At 69.1% G+C, this 15,334-nt stretch carries 8 protein-coding genes; 4 read left to right on the forward strand and 4 right to left on the reverse strand.

The features are described from left to right. Positions 1 to 2: 2 nt before the first annotated feature. Positions 3 to 1,403, reverse strand: coding sequence for an MFS transporter (locus NDW01_RS05620; RefSeq protein WP_252817212.1), 1,401 nt, complete (start codon positions 1,401 to 1,403; stop codon positions 3 to 5). Between the two features lie 406 nt (positions 1,404 to 1,809). Between NDW01_RS05620 and NDW01_RS05625 the strand changes: the two genes are divergently transcribed. Beyond that, complete coding sequence (locus NDW01_RS05625; RefSeq protein WP_252817214.1) at positions 1,810 to 3,636, forward strand: RICIN domain-containing protein; 1,827 nt, start codon at positions 1,810 to 1,812, stop codon at positions 3,634 to 3,636. Between the two features lie 14 nt (positions 3,637 to 3,650). Next, positions 3,651 to 5,138, forward strand: coding sequence for an endo-1,4-beta-xylanase (locus NDW01_RS05630; protein ID WP_252817217.1), 1,488 nt, complete (start codon positions 3,651 to 3,653; stop codon positions 5,136 to 5,138). Between the two features lie 110 nt (positions 5,139 to 5,248). Here the strand turns inward: NDW01_RS05630 and NDW01_RS05635 are convergent, their stop codons facing one another. The 3 genes from NDW01_RS05635 to NDW01_RS05645 all read right to left on the reverse strand — a co-directional run bounded on the left by NDW01_RS05635 (position 5,249) and on the right by NDW01_RS05645 (position 11,357). Beyond that, positions 5,249 to 7,669 (reverse strand): ricin-type beta-trefoil lectin domain protein, encoded by a 2,421-nt coding sequence (locus tag NDW01_RS05635; RefSeq protein ID WP_252817219.1) that lies wholly within the window; start codon positions 7,667 to 7,669, stop codon positions 5,249 to 5,251. A 44-nt stretch (positions 7,670 to 7,713) separates the two neighbouring features. Continuing rightward, positions 7,714 to 10,110 (reverse strand): ricin-type beta-trefoil lectin domain protein, encoded by a 2,397-nt coding sequence (locus NDW01_RS05640; RefSeq protein ID WP_252817221.1) that lies wholly within the window; start codon positions 10,108 to 10,110, stop codon positions 7,714 to 7,716. Positions 10,111 to 10,340: 230 nt separating this feature from the next. Next, the gene (locus tag NDW01_RS05645) at positions 10,341 to 11,357 is read right to left on the reverse strand and encodes a LacI family DNA-binding transcriptional regulator (protein WP_252817223.1); all 1,017 of its coding nucleotides are present in this window, start codon (positions 11,355 to 11,357) and stop codon (positions 10,341 to 10,343) included. Between the two features lie 601 nt (positions 11,358 to 11,958). On the opposite strand from NDW01_RS05645, the gene NDW01_RS05650 reads away from it, so the two are divergent. Both NDW01_RS05650 and NDW01_RS05655 read left to right on the forward strand, forming a co-directional pair. After that, a complete protein-coding gene (locus NDW01_RS05650) occupies positions 11,959 to 13,488 on the forward strand; it encodes an arabinofuranosidase catalytic domain-containing protein (RefSeq protein ID WP_252817225.1) in 1,530 nt (509 codons plus the stop codon). A gap of 126 nt (positions 13,489 to 13,614) precedes the next feature. Next, positions 13,615 to 15,174, forward strand: a complete 1,560-nt coding sequence (locus NDW01_RS05655; RefSeq protein ID WP_252817227.1) for an arabinofuranosidase catalytic domain-containing protein — start codon at positions 13,615 to 13,617, stop codon at positions 15,172 to 15,174. Positions 15,175 to 15,334 lie beyond the last annotated feature (160 nt).

The raw sequence follows: 15,334 nt of genomic DNA on the forward strand, positions 1-15,334 counted from the left end.
CCTCACCGTGCGCGGGGGAGGGCCTGGACCAGGGCCACGACCAGCGCGTCCAGAACGATCAGCAGGACCAGCCCGGCGGCGAAGGCGTGCGGGAAAGTGCCGAGCGCGCCGTAGAAGACGACCCCGATGAGGGCCACGCCGACCGCGCCGCCGGCCTGCTGGGCGGTGCTGAGCACGCCGGAGGCGGCGGCCGCGTGCCCGGGCTCGACTCCGTTCAGCACCAGCGCGGGCAGTGGCGCCATGACCAGGCCCATCCCGGCGCCCGCGACCACCAGGCCGGGGACGATCCAGCCGACGGCGCCGTGCGCGCCGAGTTCGGAGGCGGTCAGCGCGAGCACGGTGTACCCGAGCGCCATGCCCAGCGCGCCGACCGCGACGACCTGACGTCCGAGCCTCGCGGCGACCGCGGTGGCGCGTGCGGAGGACAGGAAGTAGCCGAGCCCCAGCGGGAGGAAGATCAGCCCGGACTGCAGCGCGGACAGCCCGCGACCCTGCTGCAGGTAGAGGGCCAGGACCAGGAAGAACGAGCCCATCGTCATCGAGTGCAGCAGGCTCACCGCCGCGCCCGCGGTGAACGAGCGGTGCCGGAACAGCGCCGGGGCCACGAGGGGCGCGACGGCCCGCCGCTGGTACAGCGCGAACGCCGTCAACAGGAGGGCTGCGGCTCCCAGGCAGGCCCACGTCCACGCCGGCCAGCCCTGCTCGCGGCCCTGCACGAGGGGGAAGACGATCGCGACCAGGCCGAGGGAGACCAGGACCGTGCCGACCGGGTCCAGTCGCGCGCCGGCCGCGGCGCGGGACTCGGGCACCAGCCGCGGGACCAGCGCGAGCGCGACCGCGCCCACCGGCACGTTGATCAGGAAGATGGTGCGCCAGCCGAGCCCGGCGATGTCCGCCCTGATCAGGACGCCGCCGACGAGCTGCCCGAACACGCCGCCGAAGCCCATCGCGACGCCGTAGGCGTTGAACGCCTTGGCCCGATGCTCGCCGGTGTAGACGGTGTTGATGATCGCCAGGACCTGGGGCATCAGCAGGGCCGCGCCGAGACCCTGGGCGACCCGCGCGCCGACGAGGAACCCGGCGGTCGGAGCCTGTCCGCAGGCGGCCGAGGCCAGCGTGAACACGGTCAGTCCGATGGCGAACATCCGCCGCCGGCCGTACAGGTCGCCGAGCCGGCCCGCGGTGATCAGCCCGGCCGCCAGCGCGACGCCGAAGCCCGCGACGAGGAACTGGACCTGCGACGGGGTGGCGTTCAGGTCCTGCTGAGTGGCGGGGATCGCCACGTTGACGATGAAGAAGTCGAGGGTGGTGATGAAGATCCCGGTGAGGAGGACCAGCAGAGTCCCCCAGCCGGGGGCGGCCACCCGTACGGGGGCGGCCGCGGGCGCCTTGATGGCGGTCATTCGTGATCTCCTGCTCTGTCGGCGGCTACGAGGGCGAGACTGCCGCCGATGCCCGCATCGTGGCGATTACGTGAGAGGTCATGGAACGACCGCGCGGCCGCGGCGTGAAACTTTCACGGAGCCGTACGCCCCGTCGCCGGCGTTCTGAGGCACGCGGACACCGCCGATCAGCGGCCGTCCCGACGATCGGATCAACCCGGTCCGGTGTGGGCGTTCCCGGCGTTGACCCTCCCTCACCTCGGTCCTACCATCCCAGCGAATCGATTCGACACCCTCGACGGCGCCGGTTCTGCTGTCGTCGCGCGCTGTCCGCCACTGCCGCTCGTCGACCGCACCGTACGAGAAGGGCGGCCGCCATCCCCCCGATCAGGCCAGATCCGGGTCGCCCCAGACCGGAGGAAGTCAGATGAGTACGAAAGCGAGATTCGGCCGCCTGGTCACGGCGGCCGCCGGTGCGGTGCTGGCGCTGGCGACGGTTCTGTCGCCGCCCGCGCGGGCCGCCACCGAGTCGATGACCGTGAACCTGGCCGCCGCGACCGGGCCGTCGACCGGCGTCGGCCAGGGCTTCCTGTACGGCATCAACCAGGACGGCACACAGCCGCCGGACCAGTACCTGCAGCCGCTCCAACCCAACGCCTACCGTGCCGGCGGGCACGTGACGCGAGGCTGGATCGGCGACGGCTACAAGTACGGCTCGGGTACGCAGACGGACGTCAGCACGGTGATCGCGCAGGCCAAGCGCCTCGCCCCGTACAACCCGGAGTTCCAGGTACTCGTCACCGACCTGTACGGCCTCGACGGAGGGCAGCCGTCCAACACGGTCTACCCGTGCGACAACGGGGACTGCTCCAACTGGGTGAGCTTCATCGACGCCACGATCGGCGCGCTGCAGGCGTCCGGGCTGAAGTTCGCCTACGACATCGACAACGAGCCGGACATCTCCGTCTTCTGGACCCGGGGCGTGAACAGTGCCCAGTACTTCCAGATGTGGGACACCGCCTACCGGGAGATCCGGCGCATCGCCCCGGACGCGAAGATCGTGGGGCCGTCGTTCGCGTTCACCCCGCTGGCGAACCGGGGGGAGTGGCAGACGTGGCTGGCGCATGTGAAGACCGCGGGGACGGTGCCCGACGAGATCACCAACCATGACGAGGGCGACGTCGACGACCCGGTGGCCGTGTCGCAGGCCCTGGGCAGTGCCCTGGACTCCGCCGGCATCGCACGCCGCCCGCTGTCGGCGAACGAGTATCAGCCGGCGGACCGGCAGACCGCCGGAGTGACGGCCTGGTACCTCGCCCGCTTCGCCCAGTCCGGCTACACCAACGCGATGCGGGGCAACTGGGTCTGCTGCCTGATCCCCAACCTGACCGGGATCGTCGCCGTGAACGGCAGCAGCTTCGCCGCCACCGGAAACTGGTGGACGTTCCGTACCTACGCCGACCTCACCGGCAGTCTGGTCTCCACCTCCGGGCAGGTCGGCAGCACGGCGATCTCCGCCGCCGAGGACAGCGCGCGCAAGCGGGCCGTCGCCATCCTCGGGGACTCGAACGGATACACCGGCAGCGCCTCGGTGACCTTCAACGGACTGTCATCGGTGCCCTGGCTGGCGAACAACGGCAGCGTCCACGTCACCGTGTACCGCATCCCGGACCAGTCCCCGCTGACCGCGCGGCAGGTGGTCCTCGACCAGGACCTGAGCACCGGCGGTGGCTCTGTCACGGTGCCCGTCACGTTCCAGGCCTCCCACGACGCGTTCGGCATCTACCTGACGCCGGCGTCCGGCGGCGGGAGCGGCGGGAGCCTCCCGACCGGTTATCACCAGCTCGTGGTCGGCAGCGACGGGTTGTGTCTGGACGTGTACGGCAACAGTTCCGCGTCGGGTGCGGCGATCGATCAGTGGTCCTGCAATGGGCAGGGTAATCAGCTGTTCCAGTTCGTGCCGGGGTCGAACGGTTATGGGGAGTTGCAGGCGCAGAGTTCTGGTCAGGTGGTCGGGGTTTCGGGTGGTTCGACGGCGCAGGGCAGTCCCGACATCGTGCAGCAGGCGCGGAGTGGTGCGGCGAGCACGATGTGGAAGCCGGTTGCGCAGTCCGATGGTTCGTGGTCGTTCCAGAACAGCGGCAGCGGGCTGTGCCTGGACGTCTATGGCGCCGGCAGTAATCAGGGTCAGCAGCTGGACCAGTGGCCGTGCAAGAACGCGGCCGGCTCCAACCAGGATTTCACCCCACGATGAAAGGGAGGCCGGATGTGACCACGAGTGAAAGCACGTTCAGAGCAGGGGGTGCCCGGCTCGGCGGCCGGGCCGCCACCGTGGCGGCCGTCGCGGTGGCGGCGCTCGCCCTGGCGCTGGGCGCCGCCGTGCCGGCGCGGGCGGCGACGGCACTGAAGGGCCTGGCCGAGGCGGACGGACGATACTTCGGTACCGCCCTGACGGCCGGGGATCTGGGCATCAGCGGCGAGATGAGCGTCGCGACGGCGCAGTTCGACATGGTGACCCCGGGCAACGAGATGAAGTGGGACACCACGGAGCCGTCGAACGGCTCCTACAACTTCGGGCCCGGGGACCAGATCCTCAACTTCGCCCAGTCGCACGGCATGCGAGTGCGCGGGCACAACCTGGTCTGGCACGCGCAGCTGCCCGGCTGGGTGTCCAGCCTGCCCTCCAGCCAGGTCAAGTCGGCGATGGACGCGCACATCACCACCGAGGCCACGCACTACAAGGGCAAGGTGTACGCCTGGGACGTGGTCAACGAGCCGTTCAACGAGGACGGCAGCCTCCGCGCGGACGTGTTCTCCAACGCGATGGGCAGCGGCTACATCGCCGAGGCGCTGCGCACCGCGCACGCCGCCGACCCGAACGCCAAGCTGTACCTGAACGACTACAACATCGAGGGCGAGAACGCCAAGAGCAACGGCATGTACAACCTGGCGCAGTCGCTGCTGTCCCAGGGGGTGCCGCTGAACGGCATCGGGCTCGAAAGCCACTTCATCGTCGGGCAGGTCCCCTCCTCGATGCTCGCCAACATGCAGCGGTTCGCCGCTCTCGGCCTGGACGTGGCGGTCACCGAACTCGACGACCGCATCCAGCTGCCCGCGTCCAGCAGTTCGCTGGCGCAGCAGGCGACCGACTACGGCACCGTGGTCAAGGACTGCCTGGCCGTCTCCCGCTGCGTCGGTGTCTCCCAGTGGGGGGTCGACGACGGGCACTCCTGGATCCCCGGCACCTTCCCCGGCTACGGCGCGGCCACCATGTACGACTCCAACTACCAGCCCAAACCCGCCTACAACTCGACCGTCGCCGCCCTCGGCGGCTCCTCGACCGGCGGCGGAGGAGGCACCGGCAGCGGCGAGCTGCACGCGGTGGGCGCGGGCAAGTGTCTCGACGTTCCCAACTCCAGTACGACGGCGGGCACTCAGCTTCAGATCTGGAGCTGCAGCGGCGGGAGCAACCAGATCTGGACGCGTACCGCCTCGAACGAGCTGACCGTCTCCAGCGGCGGCACGACCATGTGCCTGGACGCTTACGACAAGCAGACGTCGGCGGGCACGAAGGTCGAGATCTGGCCGTGCAACGGCGGCACCAACCAGCAGTGGCAGGTCAACGCGAACGGCACCATCACCGGTGTGCAGTCCGGCCTGTGCCTGGACGTGACCGGAGCGTCGAGCGCCGACGGCGCCCTGGTCGAGCTGTGGAACTGCAACGGCGGCGCCAACCAGCAATGGACCCTCGGATGACGAGCTGAACGCGGGGCACCGGGCGGCCGCAGGCCGCCGAGTGGGCCGGGCCCGGGGGCGACCCCGGACCCGGCCCACTCTGGTGCGGTCACCGGGTGAACGTCACGGGTTCAGTTCCGGGTCCACTTCTGGCCGCTTCCGCCGTTACAGGTCCCGAGGACCATCAGGGTGCCGTTGGCGGTTCCGGAGCCGTTCGGGCTCAGGCACAGGCCGGACTGCACACCGGTGATCGTGCCGTCGGTGTTCAGGTTCCACTGCTGGTTCGCGCCGCCGTTGCAGTCCCAGATGATCGCGCGGGTGCCCGCGGACGTGGCGGCGCCCTCCGCGTCCAGGCACTTGGTGCCGTACACCTGGAGCTGCCCGGACGACGTCGACGTCCACTGCTGGTTGGTCCCGCCGTTGCAGTCCCACAGCTCGACCTGGGTGCCGTTGGTCTGCGAGACGTTCGGTACGTCCAGGCAACGGCCGGACGCCGCATTGGCCAGCGCGGAGGTCGACCCGCTGGTACCACCGCCCGAGCCCGGGGTCACCTTGAGGTTGTCGAACTGGGCGGTCTCGCCCTGGCTCGTTCCCAGGCCGATCTGGCCGGTTCCGTAGGTGGAGTCGCTCACCGAGCCGACGGCGGTGCCGTCGACGGTGGCGGTGATGGTGCCGCCGGAGAACCCGAGGGCGAGGGTGTGCCACCGGTTCGTACCGAGCCCGGCGGTCGTGCCGCTGCGCAGCGTCGTCCACTGCGCGCTGGTGTTGGAGCGCAGGATCGACCAGGCGCCGGTGTCGCTGACGCGGAGGTAGTAGGCGTTCAACCCGTTCGGATCGCCGGTGCTCTGCGCGCCGGCGCGGCCGATGACCTCGGCGTACCCGGACTTCTCCAGCAGCACGTCGGAGGAGACGGTGTAGTTGTTCCAGTTGGTGTTGCCCAGCAGCGCGTACGGGTCGGAGATGGGCTTCCACCCGATCGCGGCCTGCGTGCTCGCCTGGCGGACGCACATGCCGGAACGGCCGCCGCCGCAGGCGCTGGTCTCGAAAGCGCCCTGCATGTCCATGAGGTACTTCGCCTCGTGGCCGGCGGCGTAGGAGTCGAAGTCGTCACCGTACGGCAGGTTCAGCGAGCCTTGGGACGGGCCGGCGGCGGTGCCCTTGCCCTGGCCCGTCGTGGTCGTGACGGTGTAGAGGTAGCCGGGCTGGACGGTCAGGGAGAAGTTCCCACCGGACGGGGTGATGTCGGTGGTGTGCACGAAGTAGTCGGCCGGGTTGCCGGAGTTGAGGTTGGTCGCCCACACGTGCACCTGGCCGGTGGACAGCCCGCCGGTGACGCTGAGGTTGAGCGTCTGGGCGGCGGTGGCGTCCATCGTCTCGATGATCGTGCTGTAGTCGCTGTTGTTCGTCGACTTCAGCGACACGTAACTGCCGTTGTTCCGGTTGCCGCCGATGTAGCCGCTGGAGGAGTCGAGGTACTTCCACCCGGGAGCGGTGAACTGGGTGGTGTGCGCCAGCGCCCACGTGTCCTTGCCGACCGAGTACCAGCCCGACCATGGCTGGTTCGCCAGGATCAGGCCCACGGTCGGCCACGGGATGTTCGGCGTGACCGAGGCGATCAGGTCCCAGTTCAGGTAGGCGGTCATCTTCCCGTCGATGTAGGACCGGTTGACACCGCGGGCCAGCGGCGCGGCGCCTCCGTTGTAGTCCTGCGAGCCGTTCTCGCTCGACCACAGCGTCTTGCCGGAGTTGATGAAGTTCGACGGCACCGAACACGAGGTCTGCGCGCTCAGGTACCCGCACGGATAGTGTCCGCTCAGCACGTCGACGTCGTTGCGGAAGGTGGAGTTGCTCGCGACCTGGTCGGCTCCGACCCAGGCCCCCGGGTACTGGTCGCCGACGATGAGCTTGACGCCCGAGTAGCCGGCCGAGTTCAGCGCGTTGCGCAGGTTGATCGTCCAGTTGACGTCCCAGAGCTTCTCGTTCTGGGCGGCCGTGAGGTAGTCGATCGACAGGTTGTGCTGCTTGGCGCAGCCCAGCCACGACACCAGGTAGTTGATCATGTCGGTGGACAGGAACGTGCCGTTGCCGATCCATCCCGGCGCGCCCCAGGCCAGGCCGACCAGCTTGATGTTGGGATTGCGCGCCTTGGCCTGCTCCATGATCCACCACTCGTAGCCGCGGTCGCAGTTCAGGTCGCCGCGGAAGTGGGAGTGGCTGGGTTCGGCGCCGCTGGTCGAGTTGGTGTCACCGCCGATCTCGGCCTTGAGGATCTGCAGGGAGGCGCCGTAGCCGGGCTTGAACAGGTAGTCGAGGATCTGGCCGCGCTGCGGCTCGGGATAGTCGATCAGCAGGCGGCTGTTGCCGCCTCCGCCGCTGACCGCGCCGACCCCGTCGAACGTCCGGCCGCCCGACGTGCCGTTGATCGTGATCGAGGTGGCCGCCCGGGCCGGCGTCGTTGCGGCGTTCACGATGCCGCTCGCCGCCAGGACGAGGCCGACCACCACGATCACCGAGAACCTCAGCCGCCGGAGCAACCGGCTGGTTCCTGACATGAGGGTTCGCCCCTTTCAGGGAGATGGGTGGGGGATTCTGCCGGTCAGCTGCGCGTCCATTTCTGGTTGCTGCCGCCGTTGCAGGTCCAGATCTCCACGGCCGTACCGTTGGCGGTGCCGTTGCCGGTGACGTCGAGGCACAGCCCCGACTCGGTGCCGACCACGGTGCCGTCGGAGTTCAGCCGCCACTGCTGGTTGGTCCCGCCGTTGCAGGTCCAGATCTCCACGCGGGTGCCGGCGGCCGTGGCGTGATTCGGCACGTCCAGGCACTTGGCGCCGCCGTACACGGTCAGCTGACCGCCCGAGGTCAGGGTCCACTGCTGGCCGGCGCCGCCGTTGCAGTCCCAGATCTGCAGGTACGTGCCGTCGGTCTGGGTGCCGTTCGGCACGTCCAGGCAGCGGTTGGAGGCCGCCCCGCGCAGCACCCCCGTGGAGCCGGAGGTCCCCCCGCCGGACTGGGTGCCCGCGTTCGCGATCACGGTTTGCGCGCCGGAGGGCCAGCTGCCGTTGCTCACCTGGACGTTCCCGCTGACCGTGTTGCCGCGGTCGCCGTTCACGATGTTGGTGCCGCCGTTGCTGTACCAGTTGTTGGTCAGGGTGAGCGTGCCGGTGTTGTTGTTGGCGTTGGCGTTCATCGTGGCCCAGGTGCCGCCGATGCCGGAGAACACATTGTTCGTCGCGGTGAAGTAGCGCGAGCCCTCGTCGAAGTACAGGCCGAAGTAGCCGTTGGTCCGCAGGCAGTAGTTGCCGCTGATTCGCCCGTTCGGGTTCGCCGACAATGTGTAGATGCATCCGCCGTCGTTCATCTGCTGCATGACGTCGTGCACGTAGTTGTCGGTGATCTGGTAGTTCGACGCGGTCGTGGCCGTGCTGTAGCGCGGCTGGTAGTTGTACAGGCCGCGGTTCGCGTAGTCGTTGCTGCCCCCGGCGTCGTTCGCGCCCCAGCCGTACCCGACCGTGATGCCGGAGTAGGGCATGTTGTAGACCTCGTTGTGGGAGATCGTGGCGTTGGTGACATAGGTCGGCAGGAACGAGCTGATGCCGCGGTAGTCCAGGCCGATGTCGTGCACCGTGTTGTAGCTGATCGTGATGTCGCGGTTCGTCATCCGTGAGTCGCTGGGGTGGTGCGCGTCGGCCTGCACGCCGCCGGCCACGATGGCGCCGGCCGCGTCACCGGTGAACGTCGACTTGGTGACGGTGATGGAGGCGGCGCCCAGGCCGACGCCGCTGGCGTGGGCGTTCGCGTCGTTGCCGATGCCCACCGCGGTCTGGCCGAGATTGACGAACTGGTCGCCGGTGAACGTGATGTTGTTGGCGGCCGAGACCTGGACGGCGGCGGGCATCTGGCTCCAGTGCGGCCGGACGGCCTCGAACTGGGTGCAGCCGGAGTTGCAGGACCCGAACGACGGCCAGGACTGGTTACCGGAGATGTACGCGCCCGTCTGCTGGTCCGCGTACCCCTGGTTGCTGCTGGGGCCGAGCCAGCTCGTCCCGGTGAAGGAGATGCCGGAGAAGGAGATGTTGTGGGCCGGGGCGTCGTAGGTGCCGCCGACGTCCACCAGGGACTGGACCACGGGCAGTTCGACGTCGGCGCTGCTCATGCTCTGCCCGGACCGGGGGATGTAGTAGAGCGTGCCGGTGCCGGTGTCGAGGTACCACTCGCCGGGGGAGTCGAGGAACTCGTAGGCGTTCTCCAGGTACATCGGCCCCGCGCGGAACGGGCTGGCGAAGGTGTCGTAGCCGAAGGAGTTGTTGTTCCAGGCGGGCTGCTGCATCGTGAGGAAGTTCCCGCTGATGCTCTGCACCGGTGCGTACCGGTCGGTGAAGGAGTTGACGACCTCCACCTCGACGCGGTTCTGGTTCGCCAGGTTGTTCAGGTAGCCGAGGGCGCTGTTGCTGAACCGCAGGCCGCTGCCGGTGGCGGTGAAGTCGGAGCGGTTCACCTGGGTGCGGGCCCGTGTGGCCTCGACCCCGTCGACGTAGAGCTGCCGGGTGTCGATCCCGGTGCCGACGGAGGCCTTCCAGATGTTCTTGGACGAGTCGGCGACGCTCCATCCGGTGACCGCCTTGGCCCCGGTGATCACCGGGTGCGCCCCGGGGGCCGCCTGCCAGATGACGTTGTGACCGTTCGTGCCGGAGTCGGCGGAGGTGAACCTCAGCGGAGCGGTCTGCCGGTAGACGCCGTCGGCCAGCTGGACGATGACGTCACCGGACATCGATCCGGTCAGCGAACGCACCGCCGCCTGCGCGCCTGCCAGGGAACACGGCTGCGCGGCGGTACAGGCGCTTCCGCCGCCCGACGGCGAGGCGTAGATCGTCGAGGTGGCCGCCGATGCGGGGGCCACCGGAGAGATCAGGGCGAATGCCGCGGTCAGTCCGACGGCGGCGGCTCTGGCCGCGGCCGCGGGGCGGCGGCGGCCGGACGGGAGTGAGGAAGACATGACGCGATGCCTCTCGCAACGGGGACGGCATCGCCGGTGGCCGTCGGACGTCGGCCTGGCGAATCGATTCGCTTACCGCCCGGTTCGAGCGGATGGTACGACCGGTGATCAAGCCGGTCAACGCCTTTCACAGCGCCTTTCGAACCGGTTCGTTCACGACGCAGATCGCCCGTGCCGCGACGGCCGCTCTCCCCGTACGCCGCGGGATCGGGGCGGGGAGCACCGGGCGCTCAGCGTGGCGCGGGCGCCGGTCCGGTGCTGTTCCGCAGTGAGATCGGCGGAACGAACAGGTGCTGCCTGGGCGGTGCGTCCGGCTCGGCGATGCGCTCGACGAGGAAGTCGACGGCGGCCGCACCCATGTCCGCCGCGGGCACGTCGGCGGCGGTGAGCTGAGGATGGAACTGCTCGGCCCAGTACCGCGCGGCGACGCCGGCGACGGAGAACCCGGCCGGGATGTCCCGCCCGGCGTTCTCGAGCGCCCGCTGGACGCCGGGCAGGGCCGCCTCGTTGATCGTCGTGATCGCGGTGACCTCGGGACGGGCGCGAAGGATCTCCTGGACGCATGCCTCGCCGGCCGGCGCGTCGTCGGCGCAGCAGGACTCCGCCCCTTCGACGCCGCGGCGCGCGACGGCACCGGCGAAGCCCTCGCGGGCCCGGTGCGCAGGGCCGTAGCCGGATGCGACGAGCTCGGCCGAGCGGTTGATCAGCGCGATGTGACGGTGCCCGAGGTCGGCCAGATGGTTCACGCACCGGTCGATGAGCGTCGCGTAGTCCAGGTCGATCCAGGACATTCCCTCCGGCCGGGCGGTGCGGCCGATGGTCACGAACGGCAGCCGTACATCCTGCAGCCGTCTGACTCGGGGATCGTCCAGGCGGATCTCCATGAGGATCACGCCGTCCACCCGGCGCCCGCCGACGATCCGTTCGAACGAACGGTCGTGGTCGTCGCCGGAGGGGGAGAGCAGCAGGTCGAGGTCGGCGCGGTCGGCGGCCTCCATGACCCCGGCGACGAAGTCCAGCTGCATCAACGTCAGCCGCCGCCGTGTCGGCGGAACGACCAGCCCGAGCGTCCGGGTACGCCCCTCCTTCAGCGCCCGCGCGGCGGCGTTCGGCTGATAGCCCAACTCGTCGATGACCGCCTGGATGCGCTGCCGGGTCGCCTCGGACACGGCACGCTTGCCGCTGAGCGCGTACGACACGGTGCTGCGCGACACTCCGGAGCGGCGGGCGATCTCCCCGATGTTCATCGAGCTCCTTCGCGCGCCGACACGGCCGGCGCGGGTCGTGCCAACCGGCCGGATGGTTCGACGGTGTGCGGATGACCGGTCGAATCGTTCCGCTTACATTCGACGAATTGTAGGCATCCCGCTTGTCGGCGAGCAACGTCGGCGGCGCTGCGTCGCAGTTGGCCATGTGTCTCGGCCGGCCGCGCGTCGCAGGTGACCGTGCGTCTTGGCCGGCGGTGCGTCGCGGTCGGCCGTGCGTCACGGTCGGCGGTGCGTGGCGGTCGGCGGTGCGTGGCGGTCGGCCGTGCGCCTCGAACGGCCATGCGCCTCGAACGGCCGTGCGTCACGCCGGTCGGCTCTCGCCCGCCCACGCGCCGCCGGAGCGATCCCGTCTACGGGCCGGGCCGGTGAAAACCCGTGAAAGGCCGACCGGCGCCGAGCGCCGTGAACGGCTTCCCGACCAGGCCGAACTCGGCCCGCGTGCCGCGGTCGCCGGCGACCTGCGGTCGGGCGTTGACCTCCCCCGAAACCCGGTCATACCATCCCAGCGCCGATCGAATCGGTTCGACCACCATCGGCGGCGGACGGGATCGTCGCAGCCGCAGGATGACGGAGGTTCGTCATGTTTCCAGCTCCCAAGGGCCGACCCCGGGTGTGGCGGCTCCTCGCCGCCTGCCTGCTGGCCGTGGCGGCGGCCGTGCTCGCCCTCGGCACTCAGGCCGCCGTGAACACGGCCTCCGCGGCGTCGCTTCCGTGCGACATCTACGCGGCCGGGGGGACGCCCTGCATCGCCGCGCACAGCACGACGCGCGCGCTGTTCGCCTCCTACAGCGGCCCGCTGTACCAGGTGCAGCGCAAGTCCGACCAGAAGTACCTCGACATCGGCCTGCTGTCCGCGGGCGGGTCCGTGGACGCGGCCCCGCAGGTGTCGTTCTGCGCGGGCACGTCCTGCACGATCACGAAGATCTACGACCAGACCGCCAACCACAACGACCTGCCGATCTCCTCGGGCGGCTACTGGAAGGGCCCCGGCCCCAATGGCGCGGACATCGGAGCGGACGCCATGGCGCTCCCGATCACGGTGGCCGGCCACCCGGCGTACGGGATCAAGTCCACGCCCGGGACCGGCTACCGCATCGACCACGCCAAGGGTGCGCCCACCGGTTCGCAGCCGGAGGGCATCTACATGGTGACCTCGTCGAACTACGTGAACCAGTGGTGCTGCTTCGACTACGGCAGCGGCGAGAACTCCCACACCGACACCGGCAACGCCACCATGAACGCGATCTACTGGGGGACCGCGTGCTGGTTCGGCGGATGCACCGGGAGCGGCCCGTGGGTGGAGGCCGACCTGGAGAACGGCATGTACCACACCGGAACCGGCTCCAACCACGACCCGAACAACAGCGGGGTGCACTTCCCCTTCGTCAGCGCATGGGAGAAGAACAACGGCACGAGTAACTTCACGCTGAAATACGGCAACGCGACCAGTGGTGGTCTGACAACCCCGTACTCGGGCCCGCTGCCCAACGGGTACTCGCCGATGCGCACCGACAGCTCGATCCTGCTGGGCACCGGTGGTGACAACAGCGTCAGCGGTCAAGGTGAGTTCTTCGAGGGCGCCGTGACGTCCGGTTACCCGTCCGACGCGACGGAGAACGCGGTGCAGGCGAGTATCACGGCCGCCGGGTACGGGTCCGGTGGCGGGAGCGGTGGTTCGTATCCGAGCGGTTATCACCCGTTGGTGGTCGGTAACAACGGCTTGTGCTTGGACGTGTACGGCAACACGAGTGCTGCGGGTGCGGCGATCGATCAGTGGTCCTGCAATGGGCAGGGCAATCAGCTGTTCCAGTTCGTGCCGGGGTCGAACGGTTATGGGGAGTTGCAGGCGCAGAGTTCCGGTCAGGTGGTCGGGGTTTCGGGTGGTTCGACGGCGCAGGGGACTCCGGACATCGTGCAGCAGGCGCGTAGTGGTGCGGCGAGCACGATGTGGAAGCCGGTTGCGCAGTCCGATGGTTCGTGGTCGTTCCAGAACAGCGGCAGCGGGCTGTGCCTGGACGTCTACGGTGCCGGCAGTAATCAGGGTCAGCAGTTGGACCAGTGGCCGTGCAAGAACGCCGCGGGCTCCAACCAGGACTTCACCCCACGCTGAGGATCCGGCCTGACCCGGAACCTCTGATCGCCGGCGGCGGGCATCGGCCTCTGTCTGGATGTCATCGGCGGGAGATGAACAGATCGAGCGCGCATGCCCGTCGCCGGCCACCCAAGGAGCAGAACAGTGCATATTTCATTCGTTCTCTTCACAGGCCGATGGGCGCACCGCCGGCGATCGCCGGCGTCTGTGGCCGCGCGTGTGGTGGCGGTGCTGGCCCTGCTGATCGGCGTCGCGTCGGCGTGGTCGGGGCCGGCGTCGGCGGCCGGCACCGGTCCCTGTGACATCTACGCCTCGGGCGGTACGCCGTGTATCGCGGCGCACAGCACGGTGCGCGCCTTGTACGGCTCCTACGATGGCAACCTGTACCAGGTGCGACGCTCGTCCGACAACACGACCAGGAACATCGGCGTGCTGAGCACGGGCGGCCACGCGGACGCCGCGGCCCAGGACTCCTTCTGCGCCGGCACCACCTGCGTCATCACCGTCGTCTACGACCAGTCCGGGCACGGCAACGATCTGTGGTACCAGGGGTCGAGCGTCGTGCCCGGATCGAGCCAGAGCAGCCCCGCGAAGGCGACGACGGAGTCGCTGACGGTCGGCGGTGACAAGGCCTATTCGCTCTATATCAACCCCGGGAACAGCTACTGGAGGGACGGCCACCTGACAGGCGTCCCGACCGGCACCGCACCCGAGGGCATGTACATGGTGACCAGCGGCACGCACGTCAACGGGGGCTGCTGCTTCGACTACGGGAACAGCGAGACCGACAGAAAGGCCGACGCCGCCGGTGCGATGGACGCCATCAACTTCAGCACCTCGTGCTGGTTCGGCGGCTGTTCCGGTTCAGGGCCCTGGGTTCAGGCGGATCTGGAGTGGGGGCTCTACCCCGGAGGAAGCCAGTCCTGGAACTCGAATCAGCGGGCCTTCACCGACCGGTACGTCACGGCGATGCTGAAGAACAACGGCACCACACGGTTCGCGATCAAGGGTGCCAGTGCCCAGTCCGGCGGCCTCACCACACTGTGGGACGGTGGCCTGCCAAGCGGATACAACCCCATGAAGAAACAAGGCGCCATCGTTCTGGGCAGCGGCGGTGACTGCTGCAAGCCCGGTGGTGGAGCCAATCTCAGCGCCGGCACGTTCTACGAGGGCGCCATGGTCTCCGGTTATCCGTCCGACGCGACGGAGAACGCGGTGCAGGCCAACCTCGTCGCCGCCGGTTATGGGTCGGGCGGCGGGAGCGGTGGTTCGTATCCGAGCGGTTATCACCCGTTGGTGGTCGGCAGCGATGGCTTGTGTCTGGACGTGTACGGCAACACGAGTGCTGCGGGTGCGGCGATCGATCAGTGGTCGTGTAACGGGCAGAGCAATCAGCTGTTCCAGTTCGTGCCGGGGTCGAACGGTTATGGGGAGTTGCAGGCGCAGAGTTCTGGTCAGGTGGTCGGGGTTTCGGGTGGTTCGACGGCGCAGGGGACTCCGGACATCGTGCAGCAGGCGCGTAGTGGTGCGGCGAGCACGATGTGGAAGCCGGTTGCGCAGTCCGATGGTTCGTGGTCGTTCCAGAACAGCGGCAGCGGGCTGTGCCTGGACGTCTATGGCGCCGGCAGTAATCAGGGTCAGCAGTTGGACCAGTGGCCGTGCAAGAACGCGGCCGGAAGCAACCAGGACTTCACCCCACGCTGAGGGAATCATTCGGGTACGCCGATGACGGCGGCCGGCCGAAGGCGGCGGACGCGGGGCGGCTGACCAGGACGAGAGTCCTCGAGGTTCACCGAACGTCGAGGACTCTCGAATACCGCCTTCCGGCGATGGCGAAGGACATCACCCGCCGTCACCGTCATAC

The organism is Actinoallomurus soli, from assembly GCF_024055715.1.
Taxonomy (GTDB): Bacteria; Actinomycetota; Actinomycetes; order Streptosporangiales; family Streptosporangiaceae; genus Actinoallomurus; species Actinoallomurus soli.